The organism is Chlamydia suis (assembly GCF_900169085.1).
GTDB classification, from domain to species: domain Bacteria; phylum Chlamydiota; class Chlamydiia; order Chlamydiales; family Chlamydiaceae; genus Chlamydia; species Chlamydia suis.
In genome coordinates, this window is the sequence record NZ_LT821323.1 from 420,388 (window position 1) to 438,366 (window position 17,979).

Sequence of the window (17,979 nt, forward strand, 5' to 3'; positions counted from 1 at the left end):
AAAAAAGCGCTCCCCTTTGGGAGCGCCTTTCTCTTTTCTCATCTTACGCTTAGCATTCAAAACTCTGCCAAAGATTTTGCTGCTTGAAAAATCGTTTCTTTTTGCGGAAGCACTTCATTCTCTAGCACTTTAGAATAAGGAACTGGAGAATGAAGCCCCCCTATCCGTTTAATCGGAGCATCTAGATACCTGTAAGCTCTCTCCGCTACCAAGGCCACAAGCTCACTGCCAAATCCACAAAACTCTGCAGCCTCATGAACAACTAGTAATTTCCCGGTTTTTTTCACAGATTCACAAACGGTAGTGAAATCACAAGGAACTATCGTTCGCAAATCAATTACTTCAACAGAGATACCTAATCCCAGAAGGTCCTTCGCGACCTCCACACTCATGACTAAGGACATCCCCCAAGAAACAATCGTTAAATCCGTCCCGGAATGCACAATCCGAGCTTGCCCAAAAGGAAGAATATAATCAGAAGAAAATACAGGCGTTGTACTAAACTGTCTTCGCTGATACAAAGCCTTATGCTCCAGGAATACCACAGGATTGGGATCACGAATCGCAGCTTTTAATAGAGCCTTAGCATCAGCAGCATTTGAAGGATACGCCACCTTCAATCCCGGGCAATGCGCAAGAAACGCTTCTATACTCTGAGAATGATAAGGCCCTCCTTGAATATATCCTCCACAGGGAGTTCTTATCACAATGGGCACCTCCCACTCTCCAGCAGAACGGTAATAGATACTTGACGCCTCAGAAAATAACTGATTAATTCCCGGCCAAATATAATCTGCAAACTGAATTTCAGCGACAGGCTTATGGAACCCATCAAAAGCCATTCCAATAGCTGTTCCAATAATCGTAGCCTCTGCCAAAGGCGTATTGAAACAACGGGTTTCTCCGAATCGCTCCGTTAGAGTTCTTGTGACTCCGAAAACCCCTCCCTTATTCCCAGCAACATCTTCTCCAAAAACAACAACACCGGGATCTCTCTGCATCTCTTCCACTAAAGCCTCTGTTATAGCATCACGCATAACTCGAGGCTCAGACTCCTGTAGAGAGGCGCATTTTAGAGAGTTTTCATAATCTATCAGGGAAACATTATATGGAGCAAACACCTCGTGTTTAGAAGCTCCCTTACAAGGGAAAGGAACCCTCTCAGCAAGCTCACAAGCTCTGCTAACATTCTCCTGAAGTTCCATTTTCATTTGCTCAATAGTTTCCTGCGAAACCCCAAAATCCTGAAGCAAAGATTGTTCTAAACGCACTAAGGGATCCAGGGCTTGACAATGCAACAACTCCTCTTCCGAACGATATGTAGTCTGGTTATCCGAATTACTATGAGCTTCCAACCGCACCACATTGACAATCACTAAAGCAGGAATGTGCCGGAGCCTTGCATTGGAAACCGCACTCTCAAAAGTTTGTGTCAAAGCAGATAAATCCCCCCCATCTACCTCATATGTAGCCAACCCAGAATAGCTTTTACCAAGAGCAACCAAGTCCGCACCACATTGATCTGCGAATGGAACTGAAATAGCCCATTGATTATTCTGTATGGCCACTACAAGAGGGAGCTGATGTAGCGATGCAAAATTTAGCATCTCATGGAATTCCCCTTGAGAAGTGGAGCCGTCACCCCCTGATACATAAACAACTTCACTTTTCCCGGAATTTTTAACCCCCCATGCACGCCCTGCCGCTTGCAAAAACTGTGTTCCTACAACACTAGATTGGCAACATATACGAAGCTTTTTATGAGAGTAGTGGTAAGGCATCATTCTGCCTGCAGAATGATTTTGTGTTGTCCGCGCTAAAAAAGAGGCGAAGATCTCAGAAAGATCACATCCCAAACCTAATGGGAATCCCTGGTCACGGTAATAAGGAAAAGCCCAGTCCTTCCCAGGTATCAGACTTTTCGCCGCTACTACGCCTGCAAGCTCATGACCAGCGCAAGATAATTGAAAGGAGCCTCCTGAGCCACTCTGACGAGATAATAACAACATCTTCCGCTCAGAGAATCTCAAAGTCCATGCCAACCTGAATATATTCTCAATAGCAGAATCTAATTGACATACGGAGTGTCTCACAGCAGCTCCCTCTTAGATAAAAGGCTCCTTATTCCTATACAGCAAAGTCTGAAAAAAAGCCTTTGATTTTATCTAAAAAACTACGTTTTTTAGGAAAATTTTCTGCCTTTTCTGTGGTTGCAAACTGTCTTAACAACTCTTTTTGCTCATTAGACAAATGCTGCGGAGTCTCTACAGATATTTTTACCAAAAGATCTCCTCTAGTCTTCCCGTGCACATTAGGGAATCCTTGCCCTCTCACTTTAAGGACTGTGCCACTTTGGATACCTTCTGGAATACTCAAACGACAGGTTCCTTCCTTCAGTAGGGTGGGAATTTCTTTCTTAATCCCTAAAGCGGCATCAACAAACCCGATAGGAAGTTCCAAAACCAAATCATCCCCATGACGCTCAAAAACAGGATGCGGCTCTACATCGATGAAAACGTAAAGGTCCCCCGCAGGAGCTCCATTTTGCCCTGCGTCTCCGTAACCCTCCATTTTCAATCTCATTCCAGAATCTACTCCAGCAGGAATATTGACATGAACGCTACGTTTATCTTTGACACGACCTTGCCCTCGGCACACAGAACAAGGATCTGTAATCACACGCCCCTCTCCACTGCAATCGGGGCAAGTAGAAGCCATGGAGAAAAATCCTCGACTTTGCACCACCTGACCAGAGCCTTTGCATCGATCACAAACTTTCACACCCTTTGCGGTCTTTGCTCCACTACCAGAACATGTATCACAAGACTTATAACCCGAAACTAAGAGCTCTTTCTCAACGCCCCTCGCCGCCTCTTCAAAGGATAGCGTGATATGCACCTTCTTGCTAGCTCCTTGTCGAGCTCCTTCAGAACCTCCGCGCATTCCGAAAGCTTCTCCAAGGCCTCCAAATAGCCCCTCGAAGAAACCTCCTCCGCCGCCGCCAAAATCGCCGCCGAAAGCCCCCATAAAGGTTCGTAACGCGTCTTCCATGTTTCCCATGCCAGCGCCACCAAACCCTCCGGCACCAGCAAATGGCCCGTCCTTGCCATAACGATCATAAGACTCTCGCTTCTGCGCATCACCTAACACTTCGTAGGCTTCAGAAACCTCTTTGAAACGTCGCTCTGCTTCTGCATCTCCAGGATTCTTATCCGGATGGTACTTCACCGCGAGCTTACGATAAGCTTTCTTGATTTCTTCAGGAGTAGCAGTCTTAGCTACACCCAGGATAGTGTAGTAATCCATGACAAAACACCACTAACAAAGATTTTCCTAACGACCTCGATACTTAGCAGCAGCTTTAGACTTGGCTCGTTTTTTAACAGAAGGTTTGTCGTAAAATCTATGAGACTTGGCAGTCTTTAAAATTCCTTCTTTATCAATCTTTTTCTTTAAGATTCTTAGAGCTCGATCTATAGGCTCTCCAACTCTGACTTTAACACTGGGCATGAATAACCTTATTTCGTGAATGGTTTTATTTAATAACGCGCACCTAGCTCAAACGCGCAGGAGCAGGGGATTGTAACACCACTTTTATTTAGGCTTCAAGAGATACTTAGGTTACGCAACCTGATTTGAATTATCAAAATTATCAAACAAGTAAATAAAACTCTTGAAAGAGGCTCTTTTTCCAAATGATGGAAGATGCCTTAAAAAAAAGACGAAATACTCCGGTAATCTAAATTTATCGCAAAGCTTTGAGACAGAGAAAACTGCGCAACGATATATTTGCGAATTCGATCTATACAAGGAGCGACTTTTTTTACCGAAATATGGGGAGAAAAAAGCTCTATAAAATACGCGGGATCCGGAGAGACTACCTGGCAACATCCTTTGTCCAAGCAATACTGTAAAGCTTCGGAATAAGGCAATAAAATTCCTGGAAAACCATTTTCTTTGCTAAAGAAAAATCCATCTGCGGAAAGCTCTGAATTCAGAGCCACCACCCCACCCTTTTTCCCTAGAGGCAGCAAAAGAGCCGTCTCTCCATCGCCTGCGGAAAGATACCCCTCCAAAGAACTATAGCCAACTAAAGGAACATTTTGGGCGGAAGAAAGTCCTTGAGCGAAAGCTACACCTACTCGAGTTGCAGAAAACCCTCCGGGCCCAATAGCAACCCCGATCCCCTGAAAAGACAAATCTAAATCACTAAAAATAAAATTTAAGGTTTGCGCTAAATCTGGCCCCGCAGGCAAAGACCACACCTTCAAAACAGCTTGACAATCAACATAGGCCAAAAACGGTTGAGAACCTGAAGTGTCTATAACGAAGTACTTATGCACGTCCCAAATCCTGGTTGATTTCAAGCAAAATTGTAACTATTAAAACTGTTTAAGTTCAAAAAATCAATTCTCCAACATCAAAAAAAAACGAATCTCGCTAAAAAAACTATTTACAATTCAACAAAACAGCTTGAAATTCTTTTAACATCTCTTCGCTACATTTTACAAAAACCCCGCCAAACCTTGTCGTGTTAGATGCACTAATTGTTGTGATTTTGTAGTATATCAAGAAGAAGAAGTAATATTAAATATGTGCACACAACCCTTGCTCTTCCAAGGATTTTGAACTAGTTGCCCAAGGACAATTGTGAACTCGACGAATAATACAGCAGACCCTCAAAATCTAGATCCGAATGCTTCAGAAGTCGAAAAGCTTCTTGACGAATCCGCAGAGACAGAAGAGAAGTCAGATGATCACACTCCTCCTTCAGAGCTCTTTATTCTTCCTCTAAATAAGCGTCCTTTCTTCCCGGGAATGGCAGCCCCCCTTCTTATAGAAGCTGGGCCTCACTACGAAGTGCTCACACTGTTAGCAAAATCTTCTCAAAAACATATCGGACTAGTCCTGACAAAAAAAGAAGATGCCAACACGTTAAAAGTGGGGTTTAATCAACTTCACCGAGTAGGGGTATCTGCACGGATTTTACGCATTATGCCTATCGAAGGGGGCAGCGCCCAAGTATTGTTAAGCATAGAAGACCGAATTCGAATCGTTAAACCTATCCCAGACAAATACTTAAAAGCTCAAGTCTCGTATCACAAAGAAAACAAGGAGCTGACCGAAGAGCTAAAGGCATATTCTATTAGCATTGTATCCATCATCAAAGACCTTTTGAAGCTCAATCCCTTATTCAAGGAAGAGTTGCAAATTTTCTTAGGCCATTCCGATTTTACTGAACCAGGTAAGCTAGCCGATTTCTCTGTTGCTCTAACTACAGCAACAAGAGAAGAACTTCAGGAAATCTTAGAAACCACTAATATGCATGATCGCATAGACAAGGCTCTCGTTTTACTAAAAAAAGAGCTCGATTTAAGCCGTCTGCAAAGTAGCATTAATCAGAAAATTGAAGCAACTATCACCAAGAGTCAAAAAGAGTTCTTCTTAAAAGAACAGCTTAAAACAATAAAAAAAGAATTAGGTCTTGAAAAAGACGATCATGCTGTCGATCTTGAAAAGTTTATGGAACGGTTAAACAAACGAGACGTTCCTCAGTACGCCATGGATGTTATCCAAGACGAAATGGACAAACTGCAAACACTGGAAACCTCTTCAGCTGAGTATGCCGTCTGTCGTAACTATCTTGATTGGTTGACTATTGTACCTTGGGGAATCCAAACCAAGGAATACCATGATTTGAAGAAAGCAGAATCTATCTTGAATAAAGACCACTATGGTCTGGAAGATATCAAACAACGAATCCTTGAACTAATTAGTGTAGGCAAATTAGCTAACGGAATGAAAGGGAGCATTATTTGCCTAGTCGGCCCTCCAGGAGTAGGGAAAACCAGTATTGGTCGAAGCATAGCGAAAGTTTTACACCGCAAATTCTTCCGATTTTCCGTAGGAGGAATGCGCGACGAGGCGGAAATCAAGGGACACCGTCGAACTTATATTGGAGCTATGCCAGGGAAACTTGTACAAGCCTTGAAACAAAGTCAAATCATGAACCCTGTTATCATGATTGACGAAGTAGATAAGATTGGCGCCAGTTATCATGGAGATCCCGCTTCGGCTCTTCTTGAAGTATTGGATCCTGAACAAAACAAGGATTTCTTAGATCATTACTTGGATGTCCGCGTTGATTTATCTAATGTACTCTTCATTTTGACAGCAAACGTGTTGGACTCCATTCCAGACCCCTTGTTGGATCGAATGGAAGTACTACGTCTGTCTGGATATATTTTGGAAGAAAAATTACAGATAGCCACCAAGTACCTCGTTCCTAGAGCAAGAAAAGAGATGGGGCTTTCTGCACAAAATGTTTCCTTCCAACCCGAAGCCCTTAAGCATATGATTAACAACTATGCCAGGGAAGCTGGCGTACGTACACTTAATGAAAACATTAAGAAAGTTCTGCGCAAAGTTGCTTTAAAGATAGTTCAAAACCAAGAGAAAAACGCTTCTAAAAAATCTCGGTTTACAATTACGCCAAAAAATCTACAAGATTACCTTGGCAAGCCAGTCTTTTCCAGCGATCGTTTCTATGAAAAAACCCCTGTAGGAGTTGCTACAGGTCTTGCCTGGACTTCCTTAGGAGGCGCTACCCTATACATAGAAAGCGTTCAGGTTCCTTCTGCATCAGGGAAAGCAGACATGCATCTAACAGGTCAAGCTGGAGATGTCATGAAAGAGTCTTCGCAAATAGCCTGGACATACCTCCATAGTGCGCTAGAGCGATATGCTCCAGGACAGCCATTTTTTGAAAAATCTCAGGTCCATATTCACATCCCAGAGGGGGCCACTCCCAAAGACGGTCCTTCTGCAGGGATCACTATGGTAACCTCCTTGCTCTCTTTGCTTTTAGATAAGCCGGTCTTGAATAATCTTGGTATGACCGGGGAACTTACCTTAACAGGGAGAGTATTAGGCATAGGTGGTATACGAGAGAAATTGATCGCCGCTAGAAGATCAAAATTAAATGTCTTGATCTTCCCTGAAGACAACCGCAGAGATTACGATGAGCTCCCCGCTTATCTTAAAAAAGGTCTAAAAGTGCACTTCGTTACACATTATGACGACGTGTTCAAAATAGCTTTCCCTGAGGTTTAAGTACGGTTCTCTGAGCTTGAAAACTCAGAGAACCATTCCTCCCCTCTTCTTAACAAATCTAAGTTTAGTATAATTCGCCTTCAAAACATTACAGGAGGCCATTATGCAAGTTCCTTCCATGATTCGTTCTTTTTTCCCTTCCCTCTCCTCGCCAAATCCGCTCAAAAAACCTATCTATGAACAAACAGAACGCATTATCAACTCTGCGTATCTTATCCTGTTATCACTAGCTACAGCAGGTATTATTTCTGGAGTACTCCTTTCTTTTAGTTTTCCTTTATTGGGGGCTGGCATTTGTTTGATTTCTTTAGTAATATGCTCTTGCTTGCTAGTCCTATTCCCTTTACTCCCAGACATTGCAAAAACTATAGCCCGAAAACGAATTCCCACCCCCATCACAACTCCAACTCCGTTACAAATATTAACAAAACGCTTCCAATCCATAAATTTTTGGAAAAAGCCTTGTTGACGCACAAGCTGGGATTCTTCATCAAACATCTTTTTACACAAGCTTATTGCTCCCCTCCAATAATCATAAAAGGCCATATTCTCTCTCGAGCTAGCTTTTGCTTGTGTTTAGGCCAAACGAGAGATATAATTTCTCTCTAAAGTTCGAAGAGACGTAAGAAATTATTTTCTTTCTACTGCATTGACTTGTTTTATCAATGCTATGTTCCGCTTTTCTACTCCGCTTTGCTTCGAAAGAGAAAAGTTGCTTGCAGGGCATGAATAATTTCGCTTTCAGAAAATCTCTTCCTTAAAAAAGGTGTGGAATGAGCTATCGAGGACTAACGATTCTAGGCTGTTCAAGTCAACAACCGACTCGACACCGTAATCACGGAGCTTATCTACTCCGTTGGAACGGCGAAGGTCTTTTGTTCGATCCCGGAGAAGGAACTCAACGACAATTCATTTTTGCCAATATTGCTCCTACGGTAGTTTCTCGTATTTTTATCAGTCATTTTCACGGAGACCACTGCCTAGGTCTAGGTTCTATGCTCATGCGCCTCAACCTAGATAAAGTTTCTCATCCTATACATTGTTATTACCCTGCTTCAGGGAAAAAATATTTTGATAGGCTTCGCTATAGCACAATTTACCATGAAACTATCAATGTAATAGAGCACCCCATCAGCAGAGAGGGCTTAGTTGAAGATTTCGGCAACTTTCGAATAGAAGCTCGTCAACTCAATCATCTTGTTGATACTTTAGGCTGGCGGATTACAGAACCAGATACAACTAAATTTGTCTCAGAAAAAATCAAGGCAGCAGGCTTAAAAGGCCCAATTATGCAAGAGCTGATTAATAAGGGACAGATAAAGGTTCATGATAGGGTCATCCGTTTAGAAGACGTAAGTTACACACGTAAGGGAGATAGCATTGCTATCGTTGCAGACTCTTTACCTTGCCAGGCCATAGTAGATTTAGCAAAAAATGCTCGCATCTTGTTATGTGAAAGCACTTATTTAGAAGAGCACGCCCATCTCGCTAAAAATCATTATCATATGACAGCAAAACAGGCGGCAGAACAAGCGCGACGCGCAGAAGCCCAACAGCTGATTCTTACTCATTTCTCTGCTCGGTATAACACCACCGAAGAATTTACTCGGGAAGCCGGAGAAATTTTCCCTAATGTATTTGCTGCAGAAGAATTTCGTAGTTATGAGTTCCCTAAAAACTCGAACTAGCGCATATACTGTCAGAAACAGCCTGAAAGCTTTTCTAGCTTGTAAGTACAGTGGGTTCGGGAATGATTGCATCCTTTTATGCATTTTTAGATTATCTAAAAAACATGAAAGCGGCCTCTCCTCACACGCTAAGAAATTACAGCATAGATCTTAGCTCTTTAAAAAATTTCTTAGAGAAAATAGGCTGCTTGTCTCCCACTCCTAACCTCTCTCTCTACGAAGAGTCTCGTTCTCTTTCTCCCCTATCTTTTTCTCTATTCACTAAAGAGAACATCCGGCTTTATCTTTTAGAACAGATCCAAACGTCTCATTCAAAACGCACGGTGCGTCGTCGGCTATCTGCTATCAAAAGTTTTGCTAAATTTTGTGTAAAAAACCAATGGATAAAGGAAAATCCTGCAGAATTCATTCGAGGCCCACGACTCCCAAAAGAACTCCCTTCTCCGCTCACCTATGAGCAAGTTGTAGCTCTAATGTCCGCTCCAGAACTCGATAAAGTTACAGGATTTCGAGACCGTTGTTTACTTGAACTTTTCTATAGCTCTGGCCTAAGAATTAGTGAAATTACAGCTCTCAATCGTTCGGATATTGATTTTCAATCCAATCTTTTACGCATCTGCGGAAAAGGAAAAAAGGAGCGCATAGTCCCTATGACAAAAGTAGCCGTCCAATGGTTACAAGCCTATCTAGATCATCCCGACAGAGCTGCCGTTCAACAAGATCATCAAGCTTGTTTTTTAAATCGATTTGGTAAGCGCTTATCTACTCGTTCTATCGATCGCAAATTTCAACAATACCTTTTAAAAACTGGCTTATCCGGAACGATTACTCCCCACACTATCCGCCATACCATTGCTACTCATTGGCTTGAGAAAGGCATGGATCTAAAAACCATTCAATTATTGTTGGGCCATACCTCTCTAGAAACTACAACTATCTACACTCACGTTTCTATGAAGCTGAAAAAACAAATCCATTCTGAAACCCACCCCCATAACTTGGAGGATGAATTGCTCGGGTAAACTTCTTGTACTCTAAGAAGCTCTTTGTTATTCTTTCGGCCATGAGTATTGTTCTTGATAAAATCGGCAAAACGTTAGGGACACGAGTCTTATTTGATGATGTGTCTGTAGTATTTAACCCAGGAAATCGTTACGGGTTGACAGGCCCTAACGGAGCTGGGAAGTCTACCCTATTGAAAATTATCACTGGCGTAATAGAGCCTTCTCGGGGCACCATTTCCCTGCCTAAGAAGATCGGGATTCTGCGCCAAAATATTGATAGTTTCAGCGATGTTATTGTTTTGGATTGCGTAATTATGGGGAACTCCCGTTTATGGGAGGCTTTACAACGTCGTGATGCTCTTTATGCTGAGGAGTTCACTGATGCTGTAGGGATGGAGCTCGGCGAAATCGAAGAAATTATCGGCGAAGAGGATGGCTATCGCGCAGAATCTGAAGCCGAAGAATTACTTCTAGGTATCGGTATCCCGGAGGAATTCTTCTCTCAAAAAATGAGCACCATTCCTTTGGATTTACAGTTTCGTGTCCTCTTGTGTCAGGCTCTATTCGGCCATCCTGAAGCGCTACTTTTGGATGAGCCTACCAACCACTTGGACCTGCATTCTATCAATTGGCTCGGGAATTTTCTTAAGGATTATAACGGCACAGTTATTGTAGTTAGCCACGACCGGCATTTCCTAAATACGATCACAACACACATTGCAGATATCGATTACGATACGATTATTATTTACCCTGGCAATTACGACGCCATGGTCGAGATGAAAACGGCTTCTCGGGAGCAGGAAAAGGCTGACATTAAATCTAAAGAGAAAAAAATTGCTCAGCTAAGAGAGTTCGTAGCCAAATTTGGAGCAGGATCTCGGGCTAGCCAGGTACAGTCCCGCTTAAGAGAGATCAAAAAATTACAGCCTCAAGAGCTAAAAAAATCGAATATTCAGAGACCTTATATTCGTTTCCCCATATCCGATAAAGCATCTGGAAAGGTAGTTTTTTCTATAGAGGGTATCAGCAAAACCTATGATGCCGATCCTCTGTTCAAGCCTTTTTCTTTAGAAATTTACCAAAACGATAAGATCGGTGTAATAGGGAATAACGGTTTAGGAAAAACAACTTTAATGAAGTTGTTGGCAGGTGTAGAGCAACCTTCTGCAGGACAGATCAAGTTAGGTCACAATGTTGCTTTTTCATACTTTCCTCAAAACCATGCTGACGTGCTTAGAAACTGTGGAGAGGAAACGCTTTTTGAATGGCTGCGTAGACGCAAGACAGGAATCACTGATCAAGAAATCCGAAGCGTTTTAGGAAAAATGCTGTTTGGAGGAGATGATGCCTTCAAACAGGTCAAAGCTTTATCCGGAGGAGAAACGGCTCGGTTGCTCATGGCGGGGATGATGCTGGAGAACCACAATATGCTCATTCTCGACGAAGCCAATAACCATTTAGATCTGGAGTCGGTTTCTGCTCTAGCTTGGGCGATTAACGACTATCCAGGAACGGCAATTTTTGTCTCGCACGATAGAACATTGATAGATGAGTGTGCAACAAAACTGCTGATCTTTGACAAAGGAGAGATAACCTTCTTTGATGGACCCATGTCCGAGTATATGGCAAGCCAAAAGAAGTAAGTCCCTAAAAAAAGAAAGTGGAGTCACATGGGAACTCAGTTGATTTTAGGGTCTTCTTCGGAAAGAAGAAAAGCTGTTTTAGAAAATTTTCGCCTTCCTTTTATTTGCGTTTCTCCAAACTTTGATGAACGCAGCATTGTCTATTCTGGAGATCCTTTTGAGTATACGAGAGAGCTGGCTTGGAACAAAGCTAATGCCATTCGCTCTCGGGGATTTTCAGACTCCCTGATCATCTCTGCTGATACCGTTGTTGTTTACAAAGGAGAGGTTTTCAATAAGCCCGAATCTGAAGAGCATGCGGTAGAGATGTTGCGAGCTTTAAGCGGTTCTTCTCACTCCGTCATCACAACTCTTGTTCTCATGCACAATGAAAAAGTTGTGTCTGCAGCAGATACTACCTTGGTTTCTTTTATTGACATCCCCTCTCAGCATCTTAAGACTTATGTGCGAGCCTTTTCCTCATTAAAGCGATGCGGGGGATATTGTGTACAAGATGGAGGAGGGTTAATCATCAAACAAATAGAAGGTTGTGTATATAATATACAAGGATTGCCTATAAAGACGCTGAACCAGTTGCTCATGGAGTTTAACATCAGCTTATGGGATTATCTCGCCTAATTGTACTTGGCCTACTTTCTCTAACGATCTCAGCAAACTGTGACTTCCCCCCTTCTGTTTCCCAAAAAATACTGTTTTTTTGCAAAAAATCTATTCCTCAAGCTCTAGAAGTTTATCTCGAAGCTTCTGAAGCGCACCAACACCATGATTTCTCCATATTACGTTTAATTGCAGAATCCTACTTACAGCAAAGCCTGTTCTCTGAAGACGCCTACATACGTAAGAGTGCAATTATTGGAGCAGGGCTTTCTGGCTCATCTGAGTTCTTAGATTTGCTGTCCGAAGTCATAGAAACTCAAGACATTTATGAGCAACTTCTTATTTTGAATGCAGCAGGCAACCAATGGGGGAAAACCTCGGACCGGCTTTTATTCAAAGGATTAACAGCATCCCACCCTGTTATTCGCTTGGAAGCAGCCTATCGTCTAGCCTGCATGAAAAATAGTCAGGTGAGTGACTATCTTTATTCGTTTATCCATAAGCTTCCGGAAGAAATCCAGTGCCTTGCAGCAACCATCTTTTTGCAATTGGAAACGGAAGAAGCGGATACCTACATATATAGGCTGCTCTCTTCTCCTAATAGCTTAACAAGAAACTATATTGCTTACCTGGTTGGAGAATACCAACAGAAAAGATTCCTTCCGACGCTTCGTTCTTTGCTTACTAGTGCAACTCCTTTAGACCAGGAAGGGGCTTTGTATGCCGTGGGAAAATTAGAAGATTTTAGTAGCTATCCTAAAATCAAAATATTGAGCTCTAAATCGGATCCAGAAGTAGCTCTAGCGGCAGCTCAAACTTTATTATTTTTAGGGAAAGAAGAGGAGGCTTTGCCTATCCTAACGACTTTTTGCCAACAAAGCCATCCTCGGGCTCTTTATACTGCTCGTTTCCTGTCTCAAGAAAAAGGAGAAGAGCTTCTTCTTCCTATCTTTTGTCAAACAACTAAAGAAGAAGTTCGACTGAATACTGCTTTAGCTCTCGTTCATCAGGGATGCACCAATCACTTGGTTCTTAATTATTTAACAGAAATGTTAGAAAATAAGGTTCCCCATCGCCTATTTTTACCCTCTCATTCGATAGGGAAAGCGACTCAAGCTTGGAAAGAATGCACAACTTTCCCCATCCTAAGCCAAGAAGAGAAAATAAGAACTTTAGCAATGTATCGTGCAGCAGAAGATACTATTCTTGCTAGCTTATTAAAGTTACCCAATAACGCCTACCTACCTTACCTGGAACGCATTCTAGCCTCACAAAAAACGGCACTAGCAGCTAAAGCTATTGCTTTTTTATCAGTAACAGCTCATCCTCAAGCACTTTCTTTAGTCTCTGCAGCAGCATTAACTCCGGGAGATCCTATCATTCGCGCTTATGCTAATTTAGCTTTATACACAATGACCAAAGATCCTGAAAAAAAAGCCGCTTTGTATCCATATGCCGAACAATTGATAGGGGATACCGTTTTATTTACAGATACGGAGAATCCTCTTCCCTCTCCCCAATCTTCTTATCTGCGATATCAGGTATCCCCAGAGACTCGCACCCAACTTATGCTTGCAATTTTAGAAACTCTTGTTTCCTCTAAGACTGACGAAGATATCCGTGTTTTTCTTTCTCTGATGAAAAAAACGCATTACAAAAATGTTCCAATCTTATCTGGCTTGTTAATGAGAATAGTGGAGTGATCCTTAGTGAAACGACTTTTCCTGCTTTGCGTTGGAGTGATCCTATCCCCCTTCCCATCTGAAGGGCTTTCTCATCAACAAGCGATCCAAAAAAAAGTGTCTTACCTGAGCCATTTTAAGGGCATCACGGGGATTATGGATGTTGAAGATGGCGTGCTACATGTTCACGATGGTCTACGCCTTCAAGCTAATAAAGCCTATGTTGAAAACCGTACAGATTGCGGAATTAAAATCGTCGCTCATGGCAATGTCATGGTGAATTATCGCGGAAAAATTCTAATCTGCGATTATTTAGAATATTACGAAGATACAGATTCCTGTTTACTAACCAATGGCCGCTGTTCGTTATACCCTTGGTTCATTGGCGGATCCACGATGACAATCTCTCCGTCTTCTATTATCATTCACAAGGGGTATATTTCGACTTCTGAAGGTCCTCAGAAACACCTTTGTCTATCTGGAGATTATTTAGAGTATTCTTCAAAAGGCGTGTTATCTATGGGCCCTACACGTCTGTCTATTTGTAATACTCCGCTATTATTTCTTCCTCAGGTTTCCATTATGCCAATGGAAATCCCTAAACCCCCTATTACTTTTCGAGGAGGAAGTGGTGGTTTTCTTGGATCCTACTTAGGTGTCAGCTATTCTCCCATCTCTAAAAAGCACTTTTCTACGACTTTATTCTTAGATAGCTTTTTTAAACACGGAATTGGCCTAGGATACAACATGCGCTTTTCCTCTCAGGAAAATCCTAGCAATGAACTTCATATCAAAAGCTATTATGCACACCGGCTAGCTATCGATTCGTCGGGAGCAAAGGATCGTTATCGATTACATGGAGATTTTACTTTTTCGAAAGAAAAAACACGTCTTTCCGGAGAATTCCATTTAAGTGATAGCTGGGAAACAGTCGCTGATATTTTCCCTAATAACTTTTCTTTAAAAAATACCGGTCCTACAGAAATCAGTCTAGGCTGGCGAGATGACAACCTGTTTGGAAAAGTTACTTCTTCCGTTAAAGTGAATTCCTTTCAAAATGTTAAACAAGAATTGCCTCAAATAACACTTCACCATCGGCCGGTAACGATTGGAGGCTCTCGTATTTTTTTAGAAAATCGCCTAGAAGCAGGCTTTTTAGATTTTCATTTCAGCGACAATATTTTAGGATCGAATTTTTCGTCGTGGAGGCTCTCTTCTGCTCATAAGATCTACCGTAGCCTGGCCTTTCCTATAGGAATATTAACTCCAACACTATCTGGAACAGCCATTTACTACAGTCGGCTGCTTTCTCAAAATACAGGTCATTGGCAGTTATCGGGGGCTTTATCTCTTGATTATCGGTTATCTCTACAAAGAGAATATCGCTATACACGCCATATTGTTGAGCCTTTTTGCTCACTTTTAAAAACGACGCGCCCCTTATTGTCCCCAGACGAGCCTCATATCTTCTCCATCAAGGATGCTTTTCACTCCATCAATCTTTTTCAAATTGGCATAGAATCTAGGGTCTTGAATAAACATTCCGCTCCAATACCCCCCTCTTATTTGAAATTGTGGACAACCTGTATCTTTAACGAGCCTTATGCAAAAGAGACTTTCCCAAAAACGGCTTGTTGGTTCTCTCTACCTTTAACACTTCAAAATACCTTATCTATAGATGCTGAGTGGATTTGGAAGAAAAGCCGCTGGGATCATCTCAACATTATTTGGGATTGGATCCTAAACGACAATATTGGCCTGACTTTAGAGTTTTTGCATAGAAGCAAGTATGGGTTCATTAAATGTGCTAAAGATAACTATATACTTGATGTGAGTCGACCTTTAGAAACTTTACTAGCTTCGCCAGTTTCTAATCGAAGGAATTTAATCTCCGGCAAATTTTTTGTTCGGCCGCATCCCTGCTGGAGTTATAACCTTAACCTCCGTTATGGCTGGCATCACCCGAACACCCCGTCTTATTTAGAATACCAGATGATTTTAGGACATAAAATCTTTGAGCACTGGCAGCTATTCTCTGTTTATGAGAAACGAGAAGCTGATAAACGGTGCTTCTTCTATCTGAAATTAGATAAACGCAAACACAAGCATTGCCATCCTTTTGGATAAAAAAAAACCAGCTAGTTTAAAAACTAGCTGGAGACGTGCATTCAGGTCTTTTCTTACAGGAAGACTTATTCCTCAACATCTTCAACGAAATCTTCCACGTATTGTTGAGGAACAGAAAGTCCTTCCTCTCCTTTACCTAAATAGCTTGTTGCAAACGACAGGATTAAACATCCCAAACAGAAAACACCGGCTAACCAGCCTGTCACTTTTTTCAAAATCTCTGGGGTGGACACTCCAAATACAGAATCTCCAGAATCAACACCAAAGGAAGATCCTAATCCCATACTTTTACTCTCTTGAACAAGAACAAGTCCGCATAGAACTAAGCATAACAACAGGAACAAGAACAAAAAAATATAAAATAGAGCAATCACTTACCCTCCTAAAAAATTACTGAAGCGCGCTCATAAACACTGCCATCCCCAAACAAATCCTCTTCTGCCGCCGTGCAACGTAAGTATAAGTAAAGAGAAAAAATTTTTAAAGATACCGGCCTCTCAGAAAAGGTTCTTGGGAGGCTATCTTCTGGCTACAAACCTCGTAGAATACTATATTTTCGACGAATTTTTTCTAAATTGTTCTTAAATTGCCTTGTTTTGTCCTTATCAGACATTCTATCAATATAAAGGACCCCATGCAGATGATCTGTTTCATGCATCACAACCCTCGCTAAAAAACCTTCTAGAGCCATAGAAAACGGCTGCCCATCTAGGTTTTTTGCCATTACCGTAATTTTATCCGGCCTAGCAACCTCTCCCCTTAATCCCGGGATAGATAAACATCCTTCATTTCCATAGACTAGCTGCTCGGATTTTTGCGTAATGACGGGATTAATAAACACCTTAGGAAAATCGCAAAAAACAAGCTCGCCATCCTCGAGCTCCTTCTCCACGCCCATAATAAATAAAGAGATACTTTGTCCTACCTGAGGAGCTGCTAGCCCCACACCTTTGTAATAAGCCATCGTCTCACTCATATCCAATACGAGTTGTCGCAGCTCATCTGTTATTTCATCTATAGGAGCTGCCACCTTACGTAAAATTGGGCTATCGTAATACTCAAGATCTCTAATCATAATTCAAAAGACTTCCTAAACAACGACGTAGAAAAACAAGTCGTTTCGCTAAACCTATGCTTTCAAAATAATTCTCTGGTATCTTCTGACATCAAAGGAAATGTATGCGAAGAGAGCGCCATAACATCAGAGATACCTAGAGCAGACATTGTGATAGAAAGGAAGATATTTGGAAAGAGAAGCCTTCTTTTCAAAAGCCCGAGAAAAAATTCTAACAATCTTTTAACAAAGAAAAAATTTTCAAATATTCCTCTAAGGAAATAGTCTCCGGCCTAGTTTTCTCCGAAAACCCAAGCTGTTCTAAAACTTCGAAAACCCTCTCTTTAGGATATAAATTCTTCAAGGAATTAGCTAAAAGTTTTCGTCTCTGTCCAAATGCTGCTCGAGTCAACATAAAAAACTTTTCTATATCCGAACCTTCTAAAGGAAAATTTTCGTGCACACGCATATGAACAACTGCAGAATGTACGCTGGGCTTAGGATAGAAACAGTTCGGACTAACTTTGAATGCATATTGAACATCCGCGAAAAAACGCAAAAAAACCGTCAAGGAGCCGTAATCTTTATCTCCAGGGTTAGCGGTAATCCGCCGAGCTACCTCATCTTGGATCATTACTGTGACTGTTTTCCAACGATGCGGACATTCTAAAAAAAACTTTGTTAGCAATGGAGTAGTAATATGGTACGGAAGGTTTGCTACCACTCGTCCCTTCCCTCGCCAGCCTTTATCATCTAAAGAAGCTAACGGATATTTGCAAGCATCCGTAATCTCAACATTTATGGGCAGTTGCGACAAGGAGGCTTCGAACATGGGATCTTTTTCCAGGGCAATAACATTTGCCCCTTGAGAGGCCAAAACCTCGGACAGCGCTCCAAAACCAGGCCCTATTTCAAGAACCCAATCCCCAGGCTGGACATCGGCAGTCGCAATAATCTTTCTTAAAATATTCCCGTCTACCAAAAAATTTTGAGACAGAGCCTTCTTAGCCCGTCCATTGACAGACTTAAGAAAAGAAGTTAACTGCTCTATAGAACTTCTCGCCACCC

Annotated in this window: 15 protein-coding genes; 8 read left to right on the forward strand and 7 right to left on the reverse strand. The window is 41.8% G+C overall.

Going from position 1 to position 17,979, the window contains the following annotated elements:
* Nucleotides 1–56: 56 nt before the first annotated feature.
* From B6E89_RS01865 to B6E89_RS01880, 4 genes are all read right to left on the reverse strand, one after another.
* Nucleotides 57–2,093, reverse strand: coding sequence for an alpha-ketoacid dehydrogenase subunit alpha/beta (locus B6E89_RS01865; protein WP_080133003.1), 2,037 nt, complete (start codon nucleotides 2,091–2,093; stop codon nucleotides 57–59).
* 34 nt (nucleotides 2,094–2,127) lie between these two features.
* Entirely contained in the window at nucleotides 2,128–3,306 is a 1,179-nt protein-coding gene (dnaJ, locus tag B6E89_RS01870) for a molecular chaperone DnaJ (RefSeq protein ID WP_035406330.1), read from the reverse strand.
* 27 nt (nucleotides 3,307–3,333) lie between these two features.
* A complete protein-coding gene (rpsU, locus tag B6E89_RS01875) occupies nucleotides 3,334–3,510 on the reverse strand; it encodes a 30S ribosomal protein S21 (protein WP_035406334.1) in 177 nt (58 codons plus the stop codon).
* Nucleotides 3,511–3,710: 200 nt separating this feature from the next.
* Nucleotides 3,711–4,343 carry a tRNA threonylcarbamoyladenosine biosynthesis protein TsaB gene (locus tag B6E89_RS01880; RefSeq protein ID WP_080133005.1) on the reverse strand — a complete coding sequence of 211 codons (633 nt, stop codon included), beginning with the start codon at nucleotides 4,341–4,343 and terminating at the stop codon, nucleotides 3,711–3,713.
* 307 nt (nucleotides 4,344–4,650) lie between these two features.
* Here B6E89_RS01880 and lon point away from each other — a divergent pair, with 307 nt between their 5' ends.
* The 8 genes from lon to B6E89_RS01920 all read left to right on the forward strand — a co-directional run bounded on the left by lon (nucleotide 4,651) and on the right by B6E89_RS01920 (nucleotide 15,857).
* A complete protein-coding gene (lon, locus tag B6E89_RS01885) occupies nucleotides 4,651–7,113 on the forward strand; it encodes an endopeptidase La (protein ID WP_080126628.1) in 2,463 nt (820 codons plus the stop codon).
* A 103-nt stretch (nucleotides 7,114–7,216) separates the two neighbouring features.
* Complete coding sequence (locus tag B6E89_RS01890) at nucleotides 7,217–7,582, forward strand: hypothetical protein (RefSeq protein WP_080123776.1); 366 nt, start codon at nucleotides 7,217–7,219, stop codon at nucleotides 7,580–7,582.
* 304 nt (nucleotides 7,583–7,886) lie between these two features.
* A complete protein-coding gene (locus tag B6E89_RS01895) occupies nucleotides 7,887–8,801 on the forward strand; it encodes a ribonuclease Z (protein ID WP_080123777.1) in 915 nt (304 codons plus the stop codon).
* Nucleotides 8,802–8,863: 62 nt separating this feature from the next.
* Nucleotides 8,864–9,823 carry a tyrosine recombinase XerC gene (gene xerC, locus B6E89_RS01900; protein WP_035406348.1) on the forward strand — a complete coding sequence of 320 codons (960 nt, stop codon included), beginning with the start codon at nucleotides 8,864–8,866 and terminating at the stop codon, nucleotides 9,821–9,823.
* Between the two features lie 41 nt (nucleotides 9,824–9,864).
* Nucleotides 9,865–11,451 carry an ABC-F family ATP-binding cassette domain-containing protein gene (locus B6E89_RS01905; protein WP_035406350.1) on the forward strand — a complete coding sequence of 529 codons (1,587 nt, stop codon included), beginning with the start codon at nucleotides 9,865–9,867 and terminating at the stop codon, nucleotides 11,449–11,451.
* 27 nt (nucleotides 11,452–11,478) lie between these two features.
* On the forward strand, nucleotides 11,479–12,069 hold the full coding sequence (locus tag B6E89_RS01910) for a Maf-like protein (protein WP_080133006.1): 591 nt from the start codon (nucleotides 11,479–11,481) through the stop codon (nucleotides 12,067–12,069).
* The gene (locus B6E89_RS01915; RefSeq protein WP_080128688.1) at nucleotides 12,051–13,751 is read left to right on the forward strand and encodes a HEAT repeat domain-containing protein; all 1,701 of its coding nucleotides are present in this window, start codon (nucleotides 12,051–12,053) and stop codon (nucleotides 13,749–13,751) included. The genes B6E89_RS01910 and B6E89_RS01915 overlap by 19 nt, the downstream gene beginning before the upstream one ends.
* A gap of 6 nt (nucleotides 13,752–13,757) precedes the next feature.
* Nucleotides 13,758–15,857, forward strand: coding sequence for a CT351 family outer membrane beta-barrel protein (locus B6E89_RS01920; protein ID WP_080123027.1), 2,100 nt, complete (start codon nucleotides 13,758–13,760; stop codon nucleotides 15,855–15,857).
* Nucleotides 15,858–15,922: 65 nt separating this feature from the next.
* On the opposite strand, the gene secG is transcribed toward B6E89_RS01920, so the two are convergent.
* The 3 genes from secG to rsmA all read right to left on the reverse strand — a co-directional run bounded on the left by secG (nucleotide 15,923) and on the right by rsmA (nucleotide 17,977).
* Nucleotides 15,923–16,231 carry a preprotein translocase subunit SecG gene (gene secG / locus B6E89_RS01925; RefSeq protein ID WP_035406365.1) on the reverse strand — a complete coding sequence of 103 codons (309 nt, stop codon included), beginning with the start codon at nucleotides 16,229–16,231 and terminating at the stop codon, nucleotides 15,923–15,925.
* Between the two features lie 155 nt (nucleotides 16,232–16,386).
* On the reverse strand, nucleotides 16,387–16,932 hold the full coding sequence (def, locus tag B6E89_RS01930; RefSeq protein ID WP_080133007.1) for a peptide deformylase: 546 nt from the start codon (nucleotides 16,930–16,932) through the stop codon (nucleotides 16,387–16,389).
* Nucleotides 16,933–17,143: 211 nt separating this feature from the next.
* A complete protein-coding gene (gene rsmA, locus B6E89_RS01935) occupies nucleotides 17,144–17,977 on the reverse strand; it encodes a 16S rRNA (adenine(1518)-N(6)/adenine(1519)-N(6))-dimethyltransferase RsmA (RefSeq protein ID WP_080121433.1) in 834 nt (277 codons plus the stop codon).
* Nucleotides 17,978–17,979: the final 2 nt, after the last annotated feature.